This window comes from Niveispirillum sp. (assembly GCF_052437035.1).
Classification (GTDB): domain Bacteria; phylum Pseudomonadota; class Alphaproteobacteria; order Azospirillales; family Azospirillaceae; genus Niveispirillum.
Window position 1 is genome coordinate 1,067,960 of the sequence record NZ_JBQVOH010000001.1, and the last position, 23,405, is coordinate 1,091,364.

The following is a 23,405-nucleotide window of genomic DNA, read 5'->3' on the forward strand; positions in this document are numbered from 1 at the left end:
TTGATGCGCGTTCAACATGGCCATCTGGTCGGCATGGCTCTGGCCGCGACGTTTCTGTCATCGGGTGCCAGTCTGGCGGAAACCGTGCTCAGCGTGGATGCCACCGCTCCCGCTCCGGCCTTGGAAACCGGCTACCTGAAAATGGGGCAGGGGGTCAGCCCGGCGGGTGGGACCATTGGCATCAACAACCGCTACCTGACGCTGGACGGCAAGCCCTGGATGCCGACCATGGGTGAGTTCCATTACACCCGCTTCCCCGCCGATGGCTGGGAGGAGCAACTGGCCAAGATGAAGGCGGCGGGAATCGACATCGTCGCCACCTACATCATCTGGAACCACCATGAGGAGGTGGAGGGCGCCTTCACCTGGACCGGGGATCGCGACCTACGGCGGTTTGCGCAGCTCTGTGCCAAGCACGGGCTGAAGCTGGTGGTCCGTATCGGCCCCTGGTCACATGCGGAGGTGCGGTATGGCGGCATCCCCGACTGGGTGGTGGATGCCATGCCGACGCGCGGCAATGACCCGCAATATCTGTCCTATGTCGACCGCTTCTATCGGCAGATCGCGGTGCAGGTTTCAGGCCTGCTGTGGAAGGATGGCGGCCCGGTCATCGGGGTCCAGTTGGAGAATGAATACAACCTGACCGGGCCGGGGCAGGGGCGGGACCATATCGCCACCTTGAAGCGCATGGCGCTGGCCGCCGGATTCGATGTCCCGCTCTACACCGTCACCGGCTGGGACCAGACCGTCTATCCCAGTGGGGAGGTGGTGCCCGTCTTCGGCGGTTATCCGGATGAGCCCTGGAAGGCCAGTCCGGAAATCCTGCCGCCCAAGGAAACCTATGCCTTTCGGTTCGACAGCCGGGTCAGTGGCAATCTGGGCGCGCAGACGGTGGCGACGCGCCGGGGTGATGCCGATCCCGACATCCCGCACACCCCCTTCCTGGGGGCCGAATATGGCGGCGGGGTTCCGGCCATGTACCGGCGCCGGGCTGTGATCGACCCCGCCGATATCTCCGCGATGCTGCCGGTACAGATCGGGTCGGGCGTGAACCTGTTCGGCTATTACATGTTCCATGGCGGGCGCAATCCGGTGGGGCGCACCACGCTGGAAGAGAACACGGCCATCCACGGCCATAATGACACGCCCATCATCGGCTATGATTTCCAGGCGCCGATTGGTCAGTATGGCGACATGCGTCCCGTCCTGCGCAAGGTGCGGCCCTTCCACCTGTTCACATCCGGCTATGGCGATCAACTGGCACCCATGGTGCCGCAGGCACCCGCCATCCTGCCCAAGGCGCTGGATGATCTTTCCACACCCCGCTGGTCGGTGCGCAGCGCCGGCGATGCCGCCATCCTGTTCTTCAGCAGCCATATCCGTCAGTACCGGATGCAACCGGTTACGGATGTGCGCTTCACCATCAATCTGCCCGGCGGCCCTGTCAGCTTTCCGTCCGAACCGGTGACCATCCCTGCCGGATCGCATTTCATCTGGCCCGTGAACATGGACCTGGGTGGCACCCGGCTGGCCTACGCCACGGCACAGCCGGTCACGCGTGTGACGGTCGATGGCATCGAAACCCATATCCTGCAGGCCGAACCCGGGGTGCCCGTGGAACTGGCCCTGGCGGGTGCAACGGATGTCAGGGCGCCGGGGGCAAAGGTCGCCAATCGCACCCGCACCACCCTTGTCACGGGCCTGAAGCCCGGCCTGGGCGCGGTCGTGACCTTCAAGGCCGCCGGTGCTGCAAAGCGGCTGTTGATCCTGACAGAGGCGCAGGCCGAATCCTTGGCACTGCTGCGCCGTAACGGTCATGATATTGCGGTCATCAGCGACGCCGATCTGTTCCCCACCGATGCCGGATTCGACCTGCGCAGCCGGGGCAATCCGCGTTTCCGTTATTCCACGCTGCCCTCCCTGGGCCGGGGTGGCAAGACGGATGGGCTGTTCACCACCTATGAAAAGGCCGTGACGCCCAAGCCGGATGTGCCGGTAACGGTGGAGCCGGTGCGCGCGGCACAGCCTGCCCCTGCCATCCGTATCGGCGGCCCGGCCAAGGCGGCGATGCAGCCGGCGCCAGAAGCCTATGGCAAGTCGGCGGCGTGGTCGGTCCGGGTGCCGGCGGATGCGTTGGCCGGCGTGGCCGATGCCTGGCTGGAACTGGATTATCAGGGTGATGTGGGCCGACTGTTCAGCGGCGTGCGCATGATCGATGATCACTACTTCAATGGTCCCGTTTGGCGCATCGGATTGAAGCGTTTCGCGGCGGAGATCGCGCAGCCATTGACCCTGACTGTCATGCCGCTGCGCGCCGATGCACCCATCTATATCCAGCAGGAATGGAAACCCGCGCAGAAGCCGGATGGGCAGGTGGCAGTGCTGAAATCCGCCCGTATCGTGCCGGAATATGCGCTGTCGGTGGCTGTCCCCTGATCGTGCCCCCTGACTTCACGGCTGGCTTTCGTGCTAAAGCAACGGCCGTGAACCGGGATGGGGTCCTGTCGATGACGGAACGGCGTTTCTATCACCTGACGCGCAAGACGCTGGAACAGACCCTGCCGGGCCTGCTGGAAAAGTCGCTGGAACGCGGCTGGCGCGTGCTGGTGATGGTGGGCAGCCCCGAACGGGCAGAAGCCATGAACCAGCATCTCTGGACCTACCGGCCCGATGGCTTTCTGCCACATGGCACCGCAAAGGATGGGCACGCCGCGTTACAGCCGGTGCTGATCCATGCTCTGGCCGATGGGCCGTTGGAAACGCCACCCAATGGCGCCACGGTTCTGTTCTTGACCGACGGGGTGGATCAACCGGGAATGCCGGGCGTCACCCTGATCTGCGATCTGTTCGATGGCAATGATCCCGATGCGGTCGCATCGGCCCGCGACCGCTGGCGCACGGCAAAGGCGGCGGGCGACGAACTGACCTACTGGCAACAGAATGACCGTGGTGGCTGGGAAAAGAAGGCCTGACGGTGTTTTCCTTCCGGAAATGAAAAGGGCCGGGCATCCCGACGATGCCCGGCCCCTTCCGACCGCCTAAACGATCAAGGTATCAAGGATTACTTGTTACCTTCCGGCGGGGTGGTGCCCTCTGCCGGCGGGGTCGCCGGGGCAGCGCCCTCGGCCGGAGCCGTGGTGCCTTCAGCCGGAGCGGCGGCCGGCGCTTCCGCAGGCGCCGGGGCGGGTTCGGCGGCGGGGGCCGGAGCCGGCTGCTCAGCGGCCGGGGCCGGAGCCGGGGCGGCAGCCTCTTCCTTCTTGCCGCAGGCGGCCAGACCGACAACCATCAGGCCGGCAAAGACCATGGGAAGCACGCGCATTTGTTCGCTCCTTCGCTTATATGTGACCGGTTGGCAGGGGCCCATCCCCCCGTTACCGGGTACGCTTCAACGCTCCAACCTTGAAGCCTTGAGTGCATTATGACAACAGGGTCGATGGCTTTACGGGGAAGTTTTTGCGTATTTTCCCGGCAAACCACTCTCATTCCTGCCGTCTTCATGCTCAGGTTCCCCCGGAAATACGGCAATCAGATGCCATTCACAGGGTTATTCGGAGACTTAAGGGTCGTTTAGTCCTCGTTCAAGCGCGGGCGCGCCTGTTCCAGCGCTGTTTTTAGCTGCTGGGCCGAGTAGGGTTTCTGAACGAAACCCAGGGGCCGGGTCTTGGCCACACGTTCCATCGTATGCTCGTCGGCATAGGCGGACAGGAAGATGCAGCGGACCCGCAATTCCTGCCAAAGCCGCTGTGCCACTTGCACCCCGTCATTGGCACCGCGCAGGCGTATATCCATGAGCGCCAGTTGCGGACGCTCCGCCTGTGCTACGGCCAACGCCTCCATCTCCGACGCCGCAATGCCGACCACTTCGTGGCCAAGCTCGTTCAGCGTCAATTGCACCCCCATGGCGACAAGAGCGTCGTCCTCGACGATCATGACCTTCAGGGGCGGATTGACGGCGGGGGATACGGTCACCACGATTCCTTCAAGCGGGGGGGAGCCCGCCGCAGCGTCCCAATCAAGGGGCGCATGACGGCATCAATGACTTCTGGATAGGGCAACAGCCGAATACGCGCAATTCAGCCAGTAGGCACAGGCACTTATACCAAAAGTTCGCCCAATGCCAAAAGCGATAGTGCCAGAATCGAAACACCCCCGGCATTTGGCTGGCCGGGGGTGTTCGGGGGAGTAGGATTATTGCCCGGGGATCGGGGCGTATTTACCGGCTGTCCAGCGATAGACGACATAGTCGGTGACCTTGCGGTCGCCCTTGGCATCGAACGACAACGGACCGATCACGGTGGAATAGGCGCCATCGCGAATGCTGGCCGCGACCTTGTCGGCATCTGCCGACTTGGCCTTGGCGGCAGCACCGGCCCAGACCTGCACGGCGGCATAGGTGTAGAGCGTGTAAGCCTCGGGTTCAAAGCCACCGGCGCGGAAGCGCTTCACGACATCGGCGGCTTCCGGCTTGTCGCGATATTCATTGCCGAAAGTGACCAGGGCGCCCTCGGCTGACGCGCCGGCAATGTTCCAGAATTCCTGGTTCACGGTGCCGTCGCCCGACATGAACACGGCCTTCAGCCCCGCATCGGCCATCTGACGGACCAGCAGGCCCGCTTCGGTATGCAGGCCGCCGAAATAGACGACATTGACCCCGGCATCCTTCATCTTAGTGACCAGGGCCGACATGTCGCGGTCGCCGACATTCACGGCGTCGAACATGACTTCTTTCTTGCCACCCTTGTTCAGGGCGCTGCGGGTGGCCTCTGCCAGACCGCGGCCATAGGTGGTCTGGTCATGGATGACGGCGACCTTGCCATCTTTGTGGTTTTTCAGCAGCCAGGCGGCGGCCACATCACCCTGCTGGTCGTCGCGTCCGCAGGTGCGGAACACGGTGGTGAGGCCCTGCTCCGTCAATTGCGGGTTGGTGGAGGCCGGGCTGATCATCACGATCCCTTCGTCGGCGAACACCTTGGAGGAGGGAATCGAAACGGCGGAGTTGAAGTTGCCGAAGGCGGCGACACCGCCCTGCGTGGCCAGCTTGTTGGCGATGGCGACACCCTGGCTGGGGTTGGATGCATCATCCAGATTGACCAGAACCAGCTTTTCACCCAGCAAGCCACCCTTAGCATTGATGTCGGCCACCGCCATTTCGGCGCCACGGCGCATCTGTTCACCGAAAACCGCGTTGGGGCCGGTCAACGGCGCCACCAGCCCCACCACCGTGTCGGCCAATGCCGGCAGGGACGAAAGCATGGTCGCTGCCGTCAGTGCGGCGGTCAGGGTCTTCTTCAGTTGCATTGTCGCCAATCTCCCATCGGGGCGTGGAACGTGGGGGAGAAGCTAACACGCGTGACCGGCCCGTCAAATCCGTAGCATGGTCGGGGCCGCTCTAAATGCTGCTTGAACCCCGTGTCGCGATTTGCTATCCACCCCTCCACCGAACGGCGACCCCGTTTGGTTTTCGACATGTGCTTGCGGCCGTGGCGGAATTGGTAGACGCGCAGCGTTGAGGTCGCTGTGGGGCAACCCGTGAAAGTTCGAGTCTTTTCGGCCGCACCATGATCCGCGATAAGCCCCGGAACAGCAATGTTCCGGGGCTTCGTGCTTTTGGGCCTGTGACGACGGTCAGCCTGCAATAGTGATCTTCCTTTTCGTCCTATCCCGCATGTATTGTCTGTGTGATGAAATGCAGGGGGCGGTAATGCGCGACTATTCACGGTTCGATAAATTCCTGGACAGTCTGCGTGGTGAAATCTACGCCGAACCGCCTTCGGAACCGGCGATCTCCGTCACGGCCATGATGGTTAACCATCTGAAGCAGAATGGCGTGCTGAAGGCCGGTATGGATGTCCTGGACATCGGATGCGGGCAGGGCGTGGCCCTGGCCCATTTCCGGGATGCAGAGGCAAAGGCCATCGGCATTACCATCGGCGCCGATTATGAGGTCTGCAAGGCCGCAGGGTATGAGGTCGTCGAGGCCGACCAGAGCTTTCTTGAATTCCCTGACCAGTCATTCGACCTTCTCTGGTGCCGCCACGTCCTGGAGCACAGCCCGTTTCCGCTTTTCACCCTGTCGGAATATTTCCGGCTGACGCGTGTCGGCGGCCATGTCTATGTCGAGGTGCCGGCGCCCGACACATCCGCTTATCATCATGAGAATCTGAACCATTACAGCGTATTTGGCCTGTCATCCTGGCAAAGCCTGATGCGGCGCACAGGCTTCACCATCGCTGACGCCACCGCCATCAATGTGAATGTGCCATGCGGCCCGGATCTTTATTGGGGCATCCTTCTGCGCCGGGATCAGTGATCGGGACGTGTGCCGACAGGGCCGGCCATCCTTCTTGTTTTATCTGGTAACCGTTTTGCGCGGTGTCCTCTGGCTGGACAGCGGCGGTGGTAGGGGACTAACTAGGAACCAACAAAAATCCGTTCAGGTTTGTTGGGAGCTCACCCTGAAATGACCGATTCCTTCCGCGATGCGGCGCTGGATTACCATCGCCTTCCCGTTCCCGGCAAAATTGCCGTGACGCCGACCAAGCCGCTGGCGACGCAGCGCGATCTCGCACTGGCCTATTCGCCGGGTGTGGCGCATGCCTGTGAAGCCATCGTGGAGGACGAGGCGAATGCCGCCAAGTACACCAGCCGCGGCAATCTGGTGGCGGTCATCACGAACGGCACCGCCGTTCTGGGCCTGGGCGATATCGGTCCCCTGGCGTCCAAGCCCGTGATGGAGGGTAAGGGCGTCCTGTTCAAGAAGTTCGCCGGCATCGATGTCTTCGACATCGAGATCAGCGAGAAGGACCCCGACAAGCTGGTTGATGTCATCGCGGCCCTGGAGCCGACCTTTGGCGGCATCAATCTGGAGGATATCAAAGCGCCCGAATGCTTCTATGTTGAGAAGCAGTTGCGCGAGCGTATGAAGATCCCCGTCTTCCATGACGATCAGCATGGCACCGCCATTATCGTGGCTGCCGCAATCACCAATGCGCTGAAACTTACGGGCCGCGACTTTGCTTCGGTGAAGCTGGTCTGCTCCGGTGCCGGGGCGGCCGCGCTGGCCTGTCTGGATCTGCTGGTCGATATGGGCCTGCCGGTTGAGAACGTCTGGGTGAATGACATCAAGGGCGTGGTCTATCAGGGCCGCACCGAACTGATGGACCCGCGCAAGGAACGCTACGCCAAGCCGACCAATGCCCGCACGCTGGACGATATTATCGGCGACGCCGACATCTTCTTAGGCCTGTCCGCCCCCCGTGTCCTGACCCAGGACATGGTGAAGAAGATGGCCGCCAATCCGATTGTGATGGCGCTCGCCAACCCCACGCCGGAAATCATGCCGGACGAGGTGAAGGCCGTGCGTCCCGACGCCATTGTCGGCACGGGCCGGTCGGACTTCCCCAATCAGGTCAACAATGTCCTGTGCTTCCCGTTCATCTTCCGCGGTGCGCTGGATGTGGGGGCCACGACGATCAATGAGGCGATGAAAATTGCCGCCGTCAATGCCATTGCCCGGTTGGCCCAGGCGGAGGTGCATGATGTGGTGGCCATGGCCTATGGCGAGGCGCCGCCCAGCTTTGGCCCGGAATATCTGATTCCGCGTCCGTTCGACCCACGCCTGATCCTGGAAATCGCGCCGGCGGTGGCTCGGGCCGCCATGGAAAGCGGTGTGGCCACGCGCCCCATCCAGGATTTCGACGCCTATCTGGAACAGCTGGGCCAGTTTGTCTTCCGCTCCGGCCTGCTGATGAAGCCGGTCTTCGCCAAGGCCAAGGCCGACCCGCGCCGCATCGCCTATGCCGAGGGTGAAGAGGAGCGGGTGTTGCGCGCCGCCCAGCAGGTGATGGATGACGGCATTGCCCAGCCCATCCTGATTGGCCGCCGCGAAGTTGTGGCCCGCCGCATTGAAAAGCTGGGGCTGCGTCTGCGCCTGGACGACAATGTCCGTCTGATCGATCCGCAGAACGACCCGGCCTATAACGATTATTGGCAGACTTATCACCGCAAGATGGAACGCGGCGGCGTCTCGCCTGACCGCGCCCGCCAGGTGGTGCGCACCAACAGCACCGTCATCGGTGCCCTGATGGTGGAAAAGGGCGACGCAGACGCCCTGATCTGCGGTACCGTTGGCCTTTATGACTGGCACTTGAAGCACGTGAATGACGTGATTGGCAAGAAGCCGGGCGCGCGCGTGATGGCGGCCCTGTCGGTGCTGATCCTCAATCGCGGCACTTTCTTCCTGACCGACACCTATGTGAATGCCACGCCCAGCGCGTCGGAACTGGCCGATATCACCGATCTGGCGGCAGAAGAGGTGCGGCGTTTCGGTCTGTCGCCGAAGATCGCGCTGCTGTCGCATTCCAGCTTCGGCAGCCACAACGACGCCTCTGCCGTGAAGATGCGGGAGGCGCTGCAGGCCATCACCGCCCGCTATCCGAACCTGGAGGTGGAGGGCGAAATGCATGCGGACGCGGCGATCAGCCCGGAAATCCGCAGCCGTATCTTCCCTAACAGCCGCCTGCATGGGTCGGCCAACCTGCTGGTCATGCCCGACCGTGACAGCGCCAACGTCTCCTTCAACCTGTTGAAGGTGCTGGGCGATGGCCTGACTGTCGGTCCCGTGCTGCTGGGTACCGCTAAGCCGGCGCATATCCTGACACCGTCGGTTACGGTGCGCGGCATCGTCAACATGTCGGCCCTAGCCGTCATTGACGCACAGATGCACAGCCCGGTTGCCACGCAAGAGCGTTGACCTTACTTCAACGGGCCGCCATCCAGCGGCCCGTTCCATTCGACCTTCTGGGATTTACGGGTATGACGTTTGGTTTGAAGCAATTCCTTCATGCCGGATGCGGCATCAAGCGGCGTCATAACACGACCAGGGCCTTCGCCGGTGACGGCTGGCATGAGGTGCGGTTCGATATCGACCCGAATGTCGGGCCGGATATAGTCGGATCGATGATCAAGATGGACATGATTGCATCCGGCAGCATGGACGCCATCTACTCCTCCCACAGTATCGAACACCATTATCCGCATGAGGTGCCGGTGGCCCTGGCCGAATGCCTACGGGTCCTGACGCCTGACGGGTTCCTGATCATCACCTGTCCCGATTTGCAGGGCATTGCGGCCCTGGTGGCAAAAGGCCAACTGATGCAGCCTTTTGCAGAATCGCCAGCCGGGCCGATCTCTGCCATCGACATGCTGTACGGCCACCGTCAATCACTGGCGGCGGGTAACGAGTTCATGGCCCACCGCACCGGTTTCACCCGTGACAGTCTTGCAGAGGCATTGAAGGAAGCTGGGTTCCAGGCGATTGCGGGCATATCGCGCGGATACCCATTCTTCGAACTGTGGATGGTCGCTTCCAAGGCGGCCTTGCCGGATGCGGCCCTTCGTGAATTGGCCGCTGCACATTTTCCGGATACGCCCTGAGGGGGAGACATTGGTGCGGGAGCGATTGAGGGTGGGGTTTTAAGGTGCAGGAGCCTGAGCGGGCGCAGATGCATGAGATTTCGGATTTCCTGGATGCCGGCGACGCCCAAAGCGCCGCAATGGCTCTGGCCGAGCTGCATCCGTCCGATATTGCCGATCTGCTGGAACAGGCTGATGAGGATCGGCGCGAGCTGCTGATCGCGCTGCTGCGACCGCAGTTCGATGCAGAGATCCTGGCCTATCTTTCCATCGACCTGCGTGACGAGGTTGTGGAGCGGCTGGAGCCGAAGGCCCTGGCGGCGGCTGTCGCTGAACTGGACACCGATGACGCCGTCGACGTGATCCAGGACCTCGATGAGGAGGCGCAGCAATCCATCCTCTCCAACCTGCCGCCCGAGGCCAGGGCGCTTGTGGAGGAGGGGCTCACATATCCGGAGTATTCTGCCGGACGTCTGATGGGCCGGCAATTCGTGTCGGTGCCAGAATTCTGGACCGTCGGCGGCCTTCTGGATTATCTGCGTGCTGCTGCAACCAGCGACGAAAGCGAGCTGCCGGAGCAGTTTTACGACATCTTCGTTGTGGACCCCATGCACCGGGTCATCGGCTCCGTACCGCTGTCCCGCGTCCTGCGCGCCAAGCGCGGTGTGAAGCTGGCTGACATTCTGCACGAGGATATTCACCGCATTCCTGTCACCATGGACCAGGAAGAGGTGGCGCGCCTGTTCCGTAATTATGGTCTGGTGTCCGCCCCGGTGGTGGATAAGGGCGATCGCCTGTTGGGTGTCATCACCGTCGATGACGTCGTGGACGTGATCGAGGAGGAGGCCGAAGCCGACATGCTGGCCATGGGTGGCGTCGGTGAGGACGACCTGTATCGTGCCGTCCTTTCCACGGCGCGGTCGCGTTTCCGCTGGCTGGCCTTCAATGTGGTCACCGCCCTGATCTCCGCGACCGTGATCAACCAGTTCACCACCACCATCGCCCATGTTGTGGCGCTCGCCGCCCTGATGCCCATCGTGGCCAGCATGGGCGGCAATGCCGGGACCCAGGCCCTGACTGTTGCGGTTCGCGCGCTTGCCACCAAGGAACTGACCACGTCCAACGCCGCCCGCGTGATCGGCAAGGAAGTGCTGGTCGGCCTGATGAACGGCATGGCCCTGGCCGGTATTGTCGGCGGCATCACCTATTTCTGGTTTGGCCATTCCATCATCGGTCTGGTCATTGCCGGGGCCATGATCATCAATCTGATCTGCGCCGGCCTGTTTGGCGGCCTGATCCCGTTCCTGTTGGACCGGATGAAGATTGATCCCGCCGTCGCGTCGGGTGTGTTCCTGACGATGATCACCGACGTTGTCGGTTTCTTATCATTTCTAGGGCTGGCGACGCTGTTCCTGCTGTGACGGTTTCCCCTGGGAAATCGGTAAGCTGATGAACGCTTGATCCCCTTGCCGGGCCTCTACGCCGGGATAAGCATGCCAAGAGCAGAACCGATAGCTTCTTGAAACGGAATTCAAACGGGCCGAAACAAAAAAAAGGGGTCATGGCATGATGCCACGACCCCTTGCAAAGCACTGGTGTTCTTAGAACTTGACGTTCACACCGGTGTAGAAATAACGACCGCGGTTGTCCCAGTTTGCCGAGGTGCCGTTGCCGGTACCCGTGTAGACGCTGGGGTGGTTCGGCGGACGCTCGTTGGTGACGTTCTGCACGCCAGCGCGCAGCACCACTTCCTGGGTGACGTTGTACAGGAAGCGGATGTCATGGATCCAGAAGTCGCCCGTGTAGAACGGATCACGGGGCAGCGGCTGGCCATCGGCGATCGGCAACAGGCTTTCGTCGGCAACCATGTTGTCTTCGAAGCGGGTATTCCACGACACGGTGAACGTCTCGTTGGAGTAGGTCGCCGTACCCGACAGCTTCCACGACGGCGTACCGGAGGTGCCGGCGAACTTACGCGGAGCCTGACCGGCCTGCGAGACATAGTCATACTGCAACAGGTGGGTGCCCTGCAGCGTCAGATCGATACGACCATCATCACCCAGGTCCGGCGCCAGATTGGCCACATCAAAGCCGTAGGCGACCGAGAAGTCGATGCCACGGTTCTTGTAAGCGGCGATGTTGGCCTGCGTGGTGCGAACGAAATCGACACCGCCCACCACGCTGGTGCGGGTACCGGTCTGGTCACGAACGATCAAATCGCAGAGCGACGAGCCGCCAGCCGTGTCGTAGCAGGCCTGGAACACGCCCGACAGGGCGGGGAGGGCGATCGCGTCCTTGATCTTGATGTCATAGTAATCGACCGTGGCCGCGAAGCCTTCCAGGAAGGTGGGCTGGAACACACCACCGACGGTGTAGGTTTCTGCAACTTCCTCACGCAGACCGTCGAAACCACCCTGCAGCAGGCGCAGTGAGGAACGGCCGGTGCCGATGTTGGAATTGAACGTATCCGGGTTGTAGCCGGGGATGTCGCGCGCGCAGTTGGCCTGACGGATCGAGCGGGCCTCACCCGTCAAGGTGCCGATGCGCGAACGATCGCAGGGGTCCTGCTGCGCAGTGGTGAAGTTTTCACCGGTCGGCGCGTACAGTTCGATGATGTTCGGGGCACGGACCGACTCAGAGTAGGTACCGCGGAAGCGGATATCGTCGATGGGCGAGAAGTCCGCACCGACCTTCCACTGGCTGACACCGCCAACCGTGCTGTAATCGGCCCAACGATAGGCGCCGTCCAGGTTCAATTCCTTGATCAGGAACATGTCCTTCAGGACCGGGACCAGCACTTCGCCGTAATATTCCTTCACGTTGTATTCACCGCGACGGCGGGGGATAGCGTTGGTGAACAGCAGGCCCTGTGCCGTGGCGCTGTCGGTCTCCTGATCCGATACTTCCTTACGATATTCGGCGCCAACCGCGAAACCGACGGCGCCAGCGGGCAGCTCAAACAGGTCGGAAGTAACGTTGAATGCCGCAACTTCCTGAGACGCCTGACCGACGGTCACAGACGTGGCCGCTGCGTAGTCGATAGCAGCCTGGCTGGGACCATTGAGGAAGTCGTTCGGCACGCAGCCGGCAGCGGCGGCGCGAACACCGGCATCCGTGGACAGCAGGTCACGGCAGATCGGGGCGCCGGTCGCCGGGTTGATCACTGCATCCAGGGAGCGGGTATAGCGCTCTTTGTTAAACTGGCCGCGGTTCAGCGACTTACCATCCAACTGGCCGTACTGGTAGTAGGTATCCCACTTGACGTTGCGGTCGGCGAATTCGAAGTCGCCTTCCAGACCCACCACGGTGCGGATCATGTCGCGCTGCTGCTCGATGACGCGCTGGCCGAATTCTTCGGTGAAGCGGAACAGTTCGGCAGAAGCTGTCGGGGCGGTCAGGCCGTTGGCGTCGAAAATGCGGCGCAGTTCGACGGCGTTGGCACCGGTGCCGTTCAGATAGGCGTTATCGCGGCGCACATTGTGCCGGAACGTGGCAGTGCCGGTGAAGGCCGGCTGTGCGCGCGGATTGGAGCTGTCGACGCTCGCCGCAGCGATTTCAGCGGTCACCTTGACGAAGTCGCTCATCTGGTAGGAGCCATAGGCCCGGCCCAGCAGACGCTCGCTCTCACCCTGCAGGGTGGTATAGATCGACGTGAAATCCAGCGTCGGATCATTACACAGCGGGGTAGCGGCGGTAACGGCGTTGCGCGCTGCCAAGCAGTTCACGTCCGTCAGGCCCTGGACAGAACGGCTCTCGAAATCGATGGAGACACCGGCCAGCGCGTTGGCGGCGATCGGACCTGCGCCCGGATTGGCCACCAGGGTACGGAACACGCCGCCACGGCCGGTGCGGCTCTTCGGCGCCGGGATGGAAACGTTCGGCGTCACCAGCGTGTTGAAGGTGATGCCAGGCTCGGCCCAGCTGCGGTCCGATGCGAACACCGGATCGACCTTGGTATACTCGACGCCGACCAGGACGTAGCCCTTGCCCTCGGCGAACTTGCCGCCAAACGTGCCGCTGAACTGGTTTTCCTGTCCGTCGCCTTCTTCAGAGATGCCGTAGGAGGCATCGAATTCGGCGCCCTCGAAATCCTTCTTCAGGATGATGTTCACCACGCCGGCGACGGCCTCGGAGCCATACACGGCCGACGCGCCACCAGTGATGACTTCGGTGCGCTCAACCATGCTCGACGGGATGGTGTTCAAATCGACAGCGGGGCTATCGAGAGCGCCTGTCACGTGGCGCTTGCCATCCACCAGAACCAACGTACGGTTGGTACCCAGACCACGCAGATCAACGCGGCTCTGACCGCCGACGAACAGGAACCCGCCGGAGCTCTGGCCGTTCAGGCTGGGGGCTAACTGCGGCGCAGCCGACACCACGTCCGCCAAGTTAGTGTAACCGGAGAATCGAATTTCGGTTTCGCTGACAACATTCAACGGCACCGTTGAATTCAAGTTAGACCGCGCGATACGCGAACCGGTAACGACGATTTCTTCGAGCACCAACTCGCCAGAATTGTTCTGCTGTGCCGATACTGAACCCGTCATGCAAGCGGTCGCTGCGCCAAGCAGCAGCAGTCCGCGCAAACCACGGTTAGCAACAGATCCATTTGTCATCGCATGCCTCTTTTAATTTTACCGCGGTAACAGTCCGATACGGTCCGCAGCGTTTTGTGAGGATGGATTGATGCATTCATGCTATGCATAATTAAATACATAAAAGCGACGTTAATAAAGATATGCAGCATGCGTGTTAATTTAGACACACATGCAAAGATTGGAATATTGCAACGATATATGGGAGATCAAAGGTCTATTGCTGTGGCCATAAATAAGTTTCTTTAAGATAAAATGAAATTAATACAGAATCGCCATGCTGGAGTTGCTCATAGATATCGATGACCAAATATGGATCTCAAATATAATAATGTTTTGAAACGGAATTTCGATGAAATGTACTTGATATGCATTCCGATAAGTTCAAAAATTATGAACGTTTTTTATTAAGAAACTTAAGTATGAGCGAATGGATTTTCTCAGGATAAGAGATACCTGTTGTGATTGTTTTGTGCGCTCAAGTGTATAGCGCAGCCGAAGCAGCGCCATACACTTGATGATACCACTGCCCGGACCGTAGGGCGCTTACTTCTCGTCCACCTTGGCCGGCTCGGTCTTGGCAAGGACGGTGGTGATCGTGGAGCGCAGGACGCGGACGCGGACATTTTCGGCGATTTCCACCGTCGCCTCGTCATCGGCAACCTTCACGATGGTGCCGACGATGCCGCCGCCGGTCACGACCTTGTCACCCCGGCGCAGTGCCTCCAGCATCGCCTTATGCTCCTTCAGCTTCTTCTGCTGCGGACGGATCAGCAGGAAATAGAAGACGACGAAGATCAGCACCAGCGGGGCCAGCGACATCAGGGATTCCATGCCGCCACCCGGCGCACCGGCAGCGGCCTGGGCATAGGCCGTGGAAATGAACATCAACTGCTCCTCAAATTCTGCAAAGCCCGGCGACGCCGGATGCGGGGACTATACAAGCCAGCGGGGCCGTTGCAACCGAAACCGGCCTTCTGCCATGCGGCAAGCGGGCTTCGGCACGGCACAGACCCCGTGATAGCGTGCGGGCACCACATCTGGCCCCGCCCGCCGCCGCGCACAAGGGGTACCACTGAACTTTCGAGCGACCGACCGACATGGCTGACCAGGATATCCTGCCCCTTCTGTCCCGCATCGCCGACGCCCTGGACCGTCTGGCCCCGCCGGCACGGGCCACTGGTGACCTGTCTGCTGCCGACGCGTTCGTCTGGCATGCCGATACCTTGTCCCTGACGCCCGTGGCCCGCGTTGCCTATGTCGATTACGACCTGCTGAAGGGCATCGACCGACAGAAGGCACGGTTGCTGGAGAACAGCACGCGTTTCGCGCGCGGTCTGCCGGCCAACAATGCCTTGCTCTGGGGCGCGCGTGGCATGGGCAAAAGCTCTATCGTCAAGGCGGTGCATGCAAGGGTGAACCGCGATGTGCCGGGCTCTCTGGCGCTGGTGGAAATCCACCGTGACGATATCCCGACGCTGGACAAGCTGCTGGAGGTGCTGCGCGCATCGGACCGTCGCTGCATCCTGTTCTGCGACGACCTGTCCTTCAGCCACGATGATGGCGACTACAAATCGCTGAAGGCCCTGCTGGAAGGCGGTATCGAGGGGCGGCCCGATAATGTCGTGCTCTACGCCACCTCCAACCGCCGCCACCTGATGCCGCGTGACATGATCGAGAATGAGAGGTCCACGGCCATCAACCCGTCAGAGGCGGTGGAGGAAAAAATCAGCCTGTCCGACCGTTTCGGCCTCTGGCTGGGCTTCCATGCCTGTGATCAGGACAGCTTCTTTGCCATGGTGGAGGGCTATGCCGCCGCCTACGGCCTGGACCTGACGGTGGATCAGCTGCATGCCGCCGCCGTGGAATGGTCGGTGACGCGTGGGAACCGGTCGGGCCGCGTGGCGTGGCAGTTGATCCAGGATCTGGCCGGTGCAACGGGCAAGCGGCTGGTTTGATACCTCACCGCACGGGTCATCAAACAAAAAGGCGGCGCCCATTGGACGCCGCCTTTCTTATGCACTGTTCGGGAAATGCTCGGACATTTTACCCAAGCCGGGTCAGCGCATCGGCCAGCTTGGCCCGCACCGTGTCGGCCTCCGCCCGGCGCTCACGCTGTTCCTCGATCACCTCTTCCGGCGCCTTGTCCACGAAGTTCTTATTGGACAGTTTGGCGTCGATCTTGGCGATGTCCTGCGCCAGCTTGCTGATTTCCTTGGCAAGACGGGCCTTTTCCTTCTCCACATCGATGAAGTCGGCCAGCGGCAGGATCAGGGTGGCTTCGTCCAGGATGGCCTGGGCAGAGCCCTTGGCAGCATCCTCGCTGGTCGTCTCCACACCCGACAGGCGGGCCAGACGCAGGATCAGGTCGCGATGGGTGGCCAGACGCTGACGCGTCACCTCCGACGCGCCTTTCAGCAGCAGCGGCAACTGGGCCGAGGGCGGCACGTTCATTTCCGATCGCACGGTACGGATGGTGGAGATCAGGCGCACCACCCATTCCATCTCGTCACCGGCCGCCGCATCGATCAGGGCGGCCTGGGGCAGGGGCCAGGGGGCGGAGATCAGGGTCTGGCCCTGACCACCCAACTTCTCGTTCAACTCCTCCGTGATGAAGGGCATGACGGGGTGCAGCAGGTGCAGGATACGGTCCAGAACCCAGGCCGTGGTGGCGCGGGTTTCGGCCTTGGCGGCTTCATCCTCGCCATTCAGGATGGGCTTGGTGAATTCCAGGTACCAGTCGCAGAAGCTATTCCAAGCAAACTGATAGATGCCGTTCGCCGCCTCGTTGAACTTGTAGGCATCCAGCGCGTCGGTGACGCGGCCCGCCGCCTGCTGCACCGCGCCCACGATCCACTTATTGACCGTCAGCTTCACGCCCGCCGGGTCGAAGCCCGGCACCTGCGCCACCTGGTTCATCTCCGCATAGCGGGCGGCGTTCCACAGCTTGGTGGCGAAGTTGCGGTAGCCTTCGACGCGGTTCACCGCCAGCTTGATGTCGCGGCCCTGTGCAGCCATGGCCGTCAGGGTGAAGCGCAGGGCGTCGCAACCATACTGGTCGATCACTTCCAGCGGGTCGATGACATTGCCCTTCGACTTCGACATCTTCTGGCCCTTTTCATCGCGGACCAGGGCGTGGATATAGACCGTCTTGAACGGCACATCGCCCATGAAATGGATGCCCATCATCATCATGCGGGCAACCCAGAAGAAGATGATGTCAAAGCCGGTGACCAGAACGTCACCGGGATAATACCGGTCCAGCTCAGGCACCTTTTCCGGCCAGCCCAGCGTGCTGAACGGCCACAGGGCGGACGAGAACCAGGTGTCCAGAACGTCGCTGTCGCGCGTCAGGGCCACACCGGCGCCGGCCAGGGCCTGCGCCTCTTCAGCGGTCTCCGCCACGAAGACATTACCATCGGCATCGTACCAGGCGGGGATCTGATGACCCCACCAGAGCTGACGCGAGATGCACCAGGGCTGGATGTTGCGCATCCATTCGAAATAGGTGTTTTCCCAGTTCCTGGGCACAAACACGGTCTTGCCGGTTTCGACCGCTTCGATGGCCGGCTTGGCCAGGGTTGCGGCGTCGCAATACCACTGATCGGTCAGCCAGGGCTCGATGACGACGCCGGAGCGGTCGCCATGCGGCTGCGTCATCTTGTGCGGAACGATCTGTTCCAGAAGCTCCAGCGCTTCCAGATCGGCGACGACCTTCTTGCGCGCCTCATACCGGTCCAGGCCGCGATAGGCTTCGGGCACCGGCTCGCTGAACGCTTCCAACCTGCCATCGGTGCCGGGCTTATAGCCTTCAAACGCCTGCACGATGCGGGCGTCGCGGTCCAGCAGGTTGATCAGCGGCAGCTTGTGGCGCTTGCCCACCTCGAAATCGTTGAAATCATGGGCGGGCGTGATCTTGACCGCACCCGACCCTGTCTCCGGATCGGCATACTCATCCGCCACGATGGGGATCAGGCGGCCGACCAGCGGCAGGCGCACGAACTTGCCGATCAGGTCCTTATAGCGCTCATCCTCGGGGTGAACGGCGACAGCCGTGTCGGCCAGCATGGTTTCCGGACGCGTCGTGGCGACGACAATGTAACGGCCTTCCTGCCCATCGATGGGATAGCGGAAATGCCAGAGATTGCCGTTCACCTCCTTCTGCTCCACCTCCAGGTCGGAGATGGCGGTGTGCAGCTTGGGGTCCCAGTTGACCAGGCGCTTGTCGCGATAGATCAGGCCCTGGCGGAACAGTTCCACGAACACCTTGCGGACGGCCTTGTTCAGGCCTTCATCCATGGTGAAGCGTTCGCGTGCCCAGTCGGTGGAGGCACCCAGGCGCCGCAGCTGTGTGGTGATGGTGCCACCGGACTCTGCCTTCCACTCCCAGACCTTTTCCAGGAACTTCTCACGGCCCAGATCCTGGCGGCTGATGCCTTCCTTGCCCAGATTGCGTTCCACCACCATCTGGGTGGCGATGCCGGCATGGTCGGTGCCGGGCTGCCACAGGGCATCCTTGCCGCGCATGCGCTGATACCGGATCAGGATATCCTGCAAGGTGAAGGTAAGCGCGTGGCCCATATGCAGGCTGCCCGTTACGTTGGGCGGCGGCATCATGATGGTATAGGGCGTCTGGTTCGAATCGACGTGTGCGGCAAAGGCACCCGTCTCCTCCCAACGCTGATAATGGCTGGCTTCAACCTCGGCGGGGGAGAACGTCTTTTCCAACATGATGGCCGGACCTTCCGGGTAAAGGGGATTGGCTTAGATAAAGGAAAAGGGGCGGCACCAGCAAGGCGCCGCCCCTTTTGTTCACGTCAAAGCAGGCAAGCGCGTCAGTCGAGGCCGCGCCGTACTACCCGCTCGATCTCACGCTTGACCATACGTTCAACCATGGTGGGCAGATTGTCATCCAGCCACTCACGGATCATGGGGCGCACGATCTCATAAACGATCTGTTCCAGCGTGACGTCGCCCCGACCGACGGGGCCATCGCCCATCAGGCTGGGCCCGCCACGGCGGAAACCGGCCAGACCGGACGCAAAGGCACGGCTTGCCGCGTCGGCGGCATAGTCGGAAATCAGCCCGCCATCTTCAGGCGGGGGCGCACGGCGCGGCGGGGGCGGCGGGCTGTAATATTCAGGCTCCTCCTGAACCATCTGGGTCAGTTCCAGCGGCTCTTCCTCAACCGGCCCGAAATCGGGCTCCGGCTCCGGCTCCATCATCATCGCCATGGGGGGCGGAGGCGGCGGCGGCGGCGGGGGAGGTGGCGGCGGGGGAGGAGGGGGCGGGGGTGGTGGGGGAGGTGGCGGCGGCGGGGGAGGAGGAGGTGCCTCTTCGCCCGGCGTCTCGCCATCTTCGGAAATGATCCTACGAATGGAAGCGAGGATCTCTTCCATCGATGGTTCTTGTGAGGACCCTTTGTCGGCCATTTCGCGCGTAACCTGACCTTCCACGAATTCGTTGGCAAGCCTAGGGCAGAACGCGAGAAATTTCCACGAACTTGTTAACAGGATTGAAGAATCGGCTCTGAAGGCGGCCAAAAAGCAAAGGGGAGGCCGATTGGCCTCCCCTGCTGGCGCTTATTTGCGTCAAATGCTGCCGAATCAATCGGCCGACAGACCCCAGATCTTGCCGGAAGCGCTGTTGTAATGCGCTTCCACATCATAGGTCTGGACTGGCAGGCCCAGGCTGCCGACCGACAGCTGACCGGTGGCGGCCATCACTTGGAAGCTGGCCACAACCTCGTCACGCTGTGCACGAACCAGTTCGACCTGGGCGTTCAGCAGTTCCTGCTCGGCGTCCAGCGTATCCAGGACGGTACGCGAACCGACAGTCGCTTCCTGACGCACGCCTTCCAGGGCGATATTGGCGGCACGCACCTGCTCATTGCGCGACTTGATGGAGGCGCGGGACGTGCTCAGCGCTTCCCAGGCACGGATGCCGGTTTCGCGGGCGCCACGAACGGCCTCGTCGATCTGGATACGGCGCTGCGAGGCGGTCTGCTTGGCTTCACGCACGCGTGCGGTGGTGCCACCGGCCTCGTAAATCGGAACCGTCACGCGGGCGATGATCGCGCCATTGTCCAGATCGCCCAGGGTGCCGGGGCGATCCCAGGTACGGCTGTAGGAACCGACCAGCGACACGGTCGGCAGCAACTCGCCCGCGACCTGATCGACGGCGGCGTCAGCAGCCCGTTCGGAGAACTTGGCCGCCAGAACCTGCGGATTGTTCTGTTCCGCCAGCGCGATGGTGGCGTCCAGCGAGGCCGGCAGACCGGTCAGCGGGGCGGCCTGGGTCAGGCCCTGCGGCACCGCACCGATCAGGCGGGCAAAGGTTGCGCGGCTGGCGTTCAGGGCACCTTCGGCGGCAATGCGGTTGGAAGTCGACAGGGCCAAACGCGACTCGGACTGGCTGACATCGGTGCGGGTGATTTCACCCACGCGGAACCGGTCATTGGCCGCTTCCAACTGACGCTTCAGCACCTGCTCGTTATTCACGGTCAGCTGCAGAACCGCCTCGTCGCGAACCACGTCGGAATAGGCCTGGGCAACGGCCAGCAGCACCGACTGCTCGGTGGATTGCAGGGTGGCGCGCTGCGCCTGCACCAGCGCTTCGGCGCGGCTCAGGCTGGCAACGGTGCGGCCACCACGGAAAAGCGGCTGCACGATTTCGGCACCGACCGACTTCTCGGTCCAGTAGGTCTCAACCGGGCCGTTCTTCTGCAGATTGCGGCTGGCGCTACCATTGGCGTTGATGGTCGGCAGGAAGCCGGACTTGGCCTGCGGGATCAACTCGTCCGTGGCGCGGAGCTGTGCCCGGGCGGCGTCCAGGGTCGGATTGGACTGATAGGCCTGGGCCAACGCGTCCTGCAGGGACTGTGCGCTGGCGGGGGAAAGGCCAAGTCCGAAGGCCAGGGCCACGGCCGGCAGAGCGGCGCGCGCCACGCGGCGCAGGATCAGGCTGGTCGGGGACTGCTTCAGACGGCTGGAGTCCATGGTCAATACACCTTCATGGTCGGATCGATACGCCGGGCCCAAGCGTCGATTCCGCCCGCAAGATTGATGGCCCGGTCGAAACCCTGGGTGCGCAGCCATTGTGTGGCGTACGCGCTTCGCATGCCGTGGTGGCAAAGCACCGCGATATCGCGGTCCTCTGGCAATGCCGCCACGGCTGACGGCAATTGCCCGAGCGGAATGTGGATGCTTTGCGCGATATGGCAAAGTTCCACTTCCCAGGATTCACGTACATCCAGCACGACAATCCCGTCATCCGTCCGGAGCCTGTCCGCCAAATCCTCCACCGTCAGCTCATTGTCTGTGATGGGGCGCACAGAACCCTCCGGATACTGAATCAGAACTGGAAATCGGCCTTGGCTTCGAAGCCCGGCAGCAGGGCCGCCGATGCATCGAAAAGGATGCGGCTGGACACTTGTCCACCAGTCTTCAGATAAAGGCGGGCGACGCCCTGACCGCTTTCAGGCAGTACAACAGCCAGCAGACGCCCGCCCTCAGCCAGCTGGTCCAGCAGGGCGGGGGGCACGGCGGCAACCGCACCCTGCACGATGATCACGTTGTACGGCGCCTGCTTGGCCCAGCCGGCATTCAGCGGGCCATGCATGACGGCGGCATTGTCCACGCCCTGGGTCTGCATCGCCTGATTGGCGAAGGCGGCCAGTTCGCTGTCCGATTCCAGCGCCACGACTGTGGCGGCCAGGCGGCCAATGACAGCGGCGGAATAACCGGTGCCGGTCCCCACATCCAGGACGATATCCGTGGACTCGATCTTCGCGTCGTTCAGCAGGCGTGCCAGGACCATCGGTTCCAGCAGATAGCGGCTTCTGGTGACCGGGATGCTCTTGTCGACATAGGCGACGCCGCGCAGGCCTTCAGGCACGAACTGGTCGCGTGGCACAGCCAGAAAGGCATCGACCACACGCTGATCGGTCACCTTGTTGGGCCGGATCTGGCCTTCGACCATGTTCAGACGGGCGGCGCTATATTCGGTGGTGGCCATCATGGACGTGTCTGTCGCGCTGGGGAAAGGAAAGGGCGGGTGGGCGCAGCCGCCGGAAAGCGGGAACCCACGCTGCTATATATCCGTCCCGCCCGCGGAACACAATGTTGCGGCTGCACCACAGACCCGTGCGACGGAATTCTTCTTTCAGGCCCTTGACCTTGGTGGCGGCACCCGTCTATATACCGGCCCCACCCCGGACGGCGATGCCGAACGGCGGCACCGATGGCGCGGTGGCAGAATGGTGATGCAACGGACTGCAAATCCGTGAATCCGGGTTCGATTCCCGGCCGTGCCTCCAGAATTAAAAGGCCCGTCCCCGCGACGGGCCTTTTTCTTTGCTCTCACTCCAAGCCCTTCATCAGTGCTGCGCGCAGATCCGCCGGCGTATCCGCAGCTTTCAGCAGCAGGGGAAGGCGCAGCAGGGCCAGAAGCGACAGGCTGTCGGTGATCTCCCCTGACAAGGCCATATCAAGTGCCGCACGCAGGGGCAGACGGCGCAGCCGCAACTGTTCGGTATCATCCGGCTCCGCCTCTCCCTCTGTCAGGTCCCAGGCCACATAAAGCGTGCCTTCCTCATCCGACACGCTGTTGGACAGGGCCACGCGGGGGATGATGGGGATCATGCAGGCAGCGGTCAGGCCCGTTTCCTCCCGCAGCTCTCGCCGGGCGCCTGCGGCGGGATCCTCGCCCGCCGGCACGCCGCCTTCAGGGATTTCCCAGCTGTAGCGGTTCAGCGGGTAACGGTACTGCCCCACCAGCCAGGTCGTTCCGTCCGCCGCCACAGGGACCACGCCGACGGCATGGTTTTGGAAATGGACCAAGCCATAGATGCCGGGATCGCCGCTGGGCTTCACCACTTCATGGTGATCCACCCGGATCCAGGGATTCTCATAAACCGGACGGCGGGTCAGCGTGCGCCAGGGATTGGCGTCCGGGTCATGGTTGCGCATGCGTGTCCCCCTTGTCAGACATGGGTTCAGGCTACTGGAATCACAGGGATTTTCCACCCCGATCAAGAAAATGCGCAAAATCGCGAAACAGGGGTTTACAAACCCGGATCGGGTTGGCTATAAGCCCGGCCACCGCACGACGCGGCGTCGACAACGCGCCGTGACGTGAGTACTGATCCCAGGTAGCTCAGTGGTAGAGCAGGCGGCTGTTAACCGCCCGGTCGGGGGTTCGAATCCCTCCCTGGGAGCCAATCGGCAGGGCCGGATGCCCAAAAGCGTCCGGCCCTGTTCATTCAGGGGTGCGATTGGCACGCGTATCATAGTAGTTCCAGTGTTGGAAATGGCCTGATCCCAGGTAGCTCAGTGGTAGAGCAGGCGGCTGTTAACCGCCCGGTCGGGGGTTCGAATCCCTCCCTGGGAGCCA

General features: G+C 62.2%; 18 protein-coding genes and 4 tRNA genes. 11 read left to right on the forward strand and 11 right to left on the reverse strand.

Annotation, left to right across the window (positions count from 1 at the left end):
* Positions 1-3: 3 nt before the first annotated feature.
* Together ACT6Q8_RS05105 and ACT6Q8_RS05110 are read left to right on the forward strand one after the other, a co-directional pair.
* A complete protein-coding gene (locus ACT6Q8_RS05105) occupies positions 4-2,436 on the forward strand; it encodes a beta-galactosidase (RefSeq protein ID WP_444734497.1) in 2,433 nt (810 codons plus the stop codon).
* 71 nt (positions 2,437-2,507) lie between these two features.
* Complete coding sequence (locus ACT6Q8_RS05110) at positions 2,508-2,972, forward strand: DNA polymerase III subunit chi (protein ID WP_054167571.1); 465 nt, start codon at positions 2,508-2,510, stop codon at positions 2,970-2,972.
* 89 nt (positions 2,973-3,061) lie between these two features.
* On the opposite strand, the gene ACT6Q8_RS05115 is transcribed toward ACT6Q8_RS05110, so the two are convergent.
* The 3 genes from ACT6Q8_RS05115 to ACT6Q8_RS05125 form a co-directional block, all read right to left on the reverse strand.
* Positions 3,062-3,319: a hypothetical protein gene (locus ACT6Q8_RS05115; RefSeq protein WP_444734496.1), complete on the reverse strand. Its 258-nt coding sequence runs from the start codon at positions 3,317-3,319 to the stop codon at positions 3,062-3,064.
* Between the two features lie 248 nt (positions 3,320-3,567).
* Positions 3,568-3,969, reverse strand: a complete 402-nt coding sequence (locus tag ACT6Q8_RS05120) for a response regulator (protein ID WP_444734495.1) — start codon at positions 3,967-3,969, stop codon at positions 3,568-3,570.
* A gap of 219 nt (positions 3,970-4,188) precedes the next feature.
* Entirely contained in the window at positions 4,189-5,298 is a 1,110-nt protein-coding gene (locus ACT6Q8_RS05125; protein ID WP_444734494.1) for a branched-chain amino acid ABC transporter substrate-binding protein, read from the reverse strand.
* Between the two features lie 176 nt (positions 5,299-5,474).
* Here ACT6Q8_RS05125 and ACT6Q8_RS05130 point away from each other — a divergent pair.
* From ACT6Q8_RS05130 to mgtE, 5 genes are all read left to right on the forward strand, one after another.
* Positions 5,475-5,559, forward strand: a tRNA-Leu gene (locus ACT6Q8_RS05130).
* 142 nt (positions 5,560-5,701) lie between these two features.
* A complete protein-coding gene (locus ACT6Q8_RS05135) occupies positions 5,702-6,310 on the forward strand; it encodes a class I SAM-dependent methyltransferase (RefSeq protein WP_444734493.1) in 609 nt (202 codons plus the stop codon).
* A 150-nt stretch (positions 6,311-6,460) separates the two neighbouring features.
* Positions 6,461-8,752, forward strand: a complete 2,292-nt coding sequence (locus ACT6Q8_RS05140; protein ID WP_054167498.1) for an NADP-dependent malic enzyme — start codon at positions 6,461-6,463, stop codon at positions 8,750-8,752.
* Positions 8,753-8,814: 62 nt separating this feature from the next.
* Positions 8,815-9,435 carry a class I SAM-dependent methyltransferase gene (locus tag ACT6Q8_RS05145; RefSeq protein ID WP_444734492.1) on the forward strand — a complete coding sequence of 207 codons (621 nt, stop codon included), beginning with the start codon at positions 8,815-8,817 and terminating at the stop codon, positions 9,433-9,435.
* A 44-nt stretch (positions 9,436-9,479) separates the two neighbouring features.
* The gene (gene mgtE / locus ACT6Q8_RS05150; protein WP_444734491.1) at positions 9,480-10,835 is read left to right on the forward strand and encodes a magnesium transporter; all 1,356 of its coding nucleotides are present in this window, start codon (positions 9,480-9,482) and stop codon (positions 10,833-10,835) included.
* Between the two features lie 180 nt (positions 10,836-11,015).
* Here mgtE and ACT6Q8_RS05155 read toward each other — a convergent pair whose 3' ends face one another.
* Together ACT6Q8_RS05155 and yajC are read right to left on the reverse strand one after the other, a co-directional pair.
* Positions 11,016-14,033, reverse strand: coding sequence for a TonB-dependent receptor domain-containing protein (locus ACT6Q8_RS05155; RefSeq protein ID WP_444734490.1), 3,018 nt, complete (start codon positions 14,031-14,033; stop codon positions 11,016-11,018).
* Positions 14,034-14,558: 525 nt separating this feature from the next.
* On the reverse strand, positions 14,559-14,900 hold the full coding sequence (gene yajC / locus ACT6Q8_RS05160) for a preprotein translocase subunit YajC (protein ID WP_054167500.1): 342 nt from the start codon (positions 14,898-14,900) through the stop codon (positions 14,559-14,561).
* Between the two features lie 212 nt (positions 14,901-15,112).
* Between yajC and ACT6Q8_RS05165 the strand changes: the two genes are divergently transcribed.
* A complete protein-coding gene (locus ACT6Q8_RS05165; RefSeq protein ID WP_444734489.1) occupies positions 15,113-15,970 on the forward strand; it encodes an ATP-binding protein in 858 nt (285 codons plus the stop codon).
* Between the two features lie 88 nt (positions 15,971-16,058).
* Here the strand turns inward: ACT6Q8_RS05165 and ACT6Q8_RS05170 are convergent, their stop codons facing one another.
* The 5 genes from ACT6Q8_RS05170 to ACT6Q8_RS05190 all read right to left on the reverse strand — a co-directional run bounded on the left by ACT6Q8_RS05170 (position 16,059) and on the right by ACT6Q8_RS05190 (position 22,031).
* Positions 16,059-18,743 carry a valine--tRNA ligase gene (locus ACT6Q8_RS05170; protein WP_444734488.1) on the reverse strand — a complete coding sequence of 895 codons (2,685 nt, stop codon included), beginning with the start codon at positions 18,741-18,743 and terminating at the stop codon, positions 16,059-16,061.
* A 104-nt stretch (positions 18,744-18,847) separates the two neighbouring features.
* Positions 18,848-19,246, reverse strand: coding sequence for a DUF2497 domain-containing protein (locus tag ACT6Q8_RS05175; RefSeq protein WP_308421099.1), 399 nt, complete (start codon positions 19,244-19,246; stop codon positions 18,848-18,850).
* Between the two features lie 372 nt (positions 19,247-19,618).
* Entirely contained in the window at positions 19,619-21,010 is a 1,392-nt protein-coding gene (locus ACT6Q8_RS05180) for a TolC family outer membrane protein (RefSeq protein ID WP_054167573.1), read from the reverse strand.
* 2 nt (positions 21,011-21,012) lie between these two features.
* Positions 21,013-21,345, reverse strand: coding sequence for a rhodanese-like domain-containing protein (locus tag ACT6Q8_RS05185; RefSeq protein WP_245924149.1), 333 nt, complete (start codon positions 21,343-21,345; stop codon positions 21,013-21,015).
* Positions 21,346-21,365: 20 nt separating this feature from the next.
* Entirely contained in the window at positions 21,366-22,031 is a 666-nt protein-coding gene (locus ACT6Q8_RS05190) for a protein-L-isoaspartate O-methyltransferase family protein (RefSeq protein ID WP_082372211.1), read from the reverse strand.
* Between the two features lie 224 nt (positions 22,032-22,255).
* On the opposite strand from ACT6Q8_RS05190, the gene ACT6Q8_RS05195 reads away from it, so the two are divergent.
* A tRNA-Cys gene (locus ACT6Q8_RS05195) sits at positions 22,256-22,329 on the forward strand.
* Between the two features lie 43 nt (positions 22,330-22,372).
* Here the strand turns inward: ACT6Q8_RS05195 and ACT6Q8_RS05200 are convergent.
* Positions 22,373-22,981 carry an NUDIX domain-containing protein gene (locus ACT6Q8_RS05200; protein WP_444734487.1) on the reverse strand — a complete coding sequence of 203 codons (609 nt, stop codon included), beginning with the start codon at positions 22,979-22,981 and terminating at the stop codon, positions 22,373-22,375.
* 176 nt (positions 22,982-23,157) lie between these two features.
* Here ACT6Q8_RS05200 and ACT6Q8_RS05205 point away from each other — a divergent pair.
* A tRNA-Asn gene (locus ACT6Q8_RS05205) sits at positions 23,158-23,232 on the forward strand.
* Between the two features lie 98 nt (positions 23,233-23,330).
* Positions 23,331-23,405, forward strand: a tRNA-Asn gene (locus tag ACT6Q8_RS05210).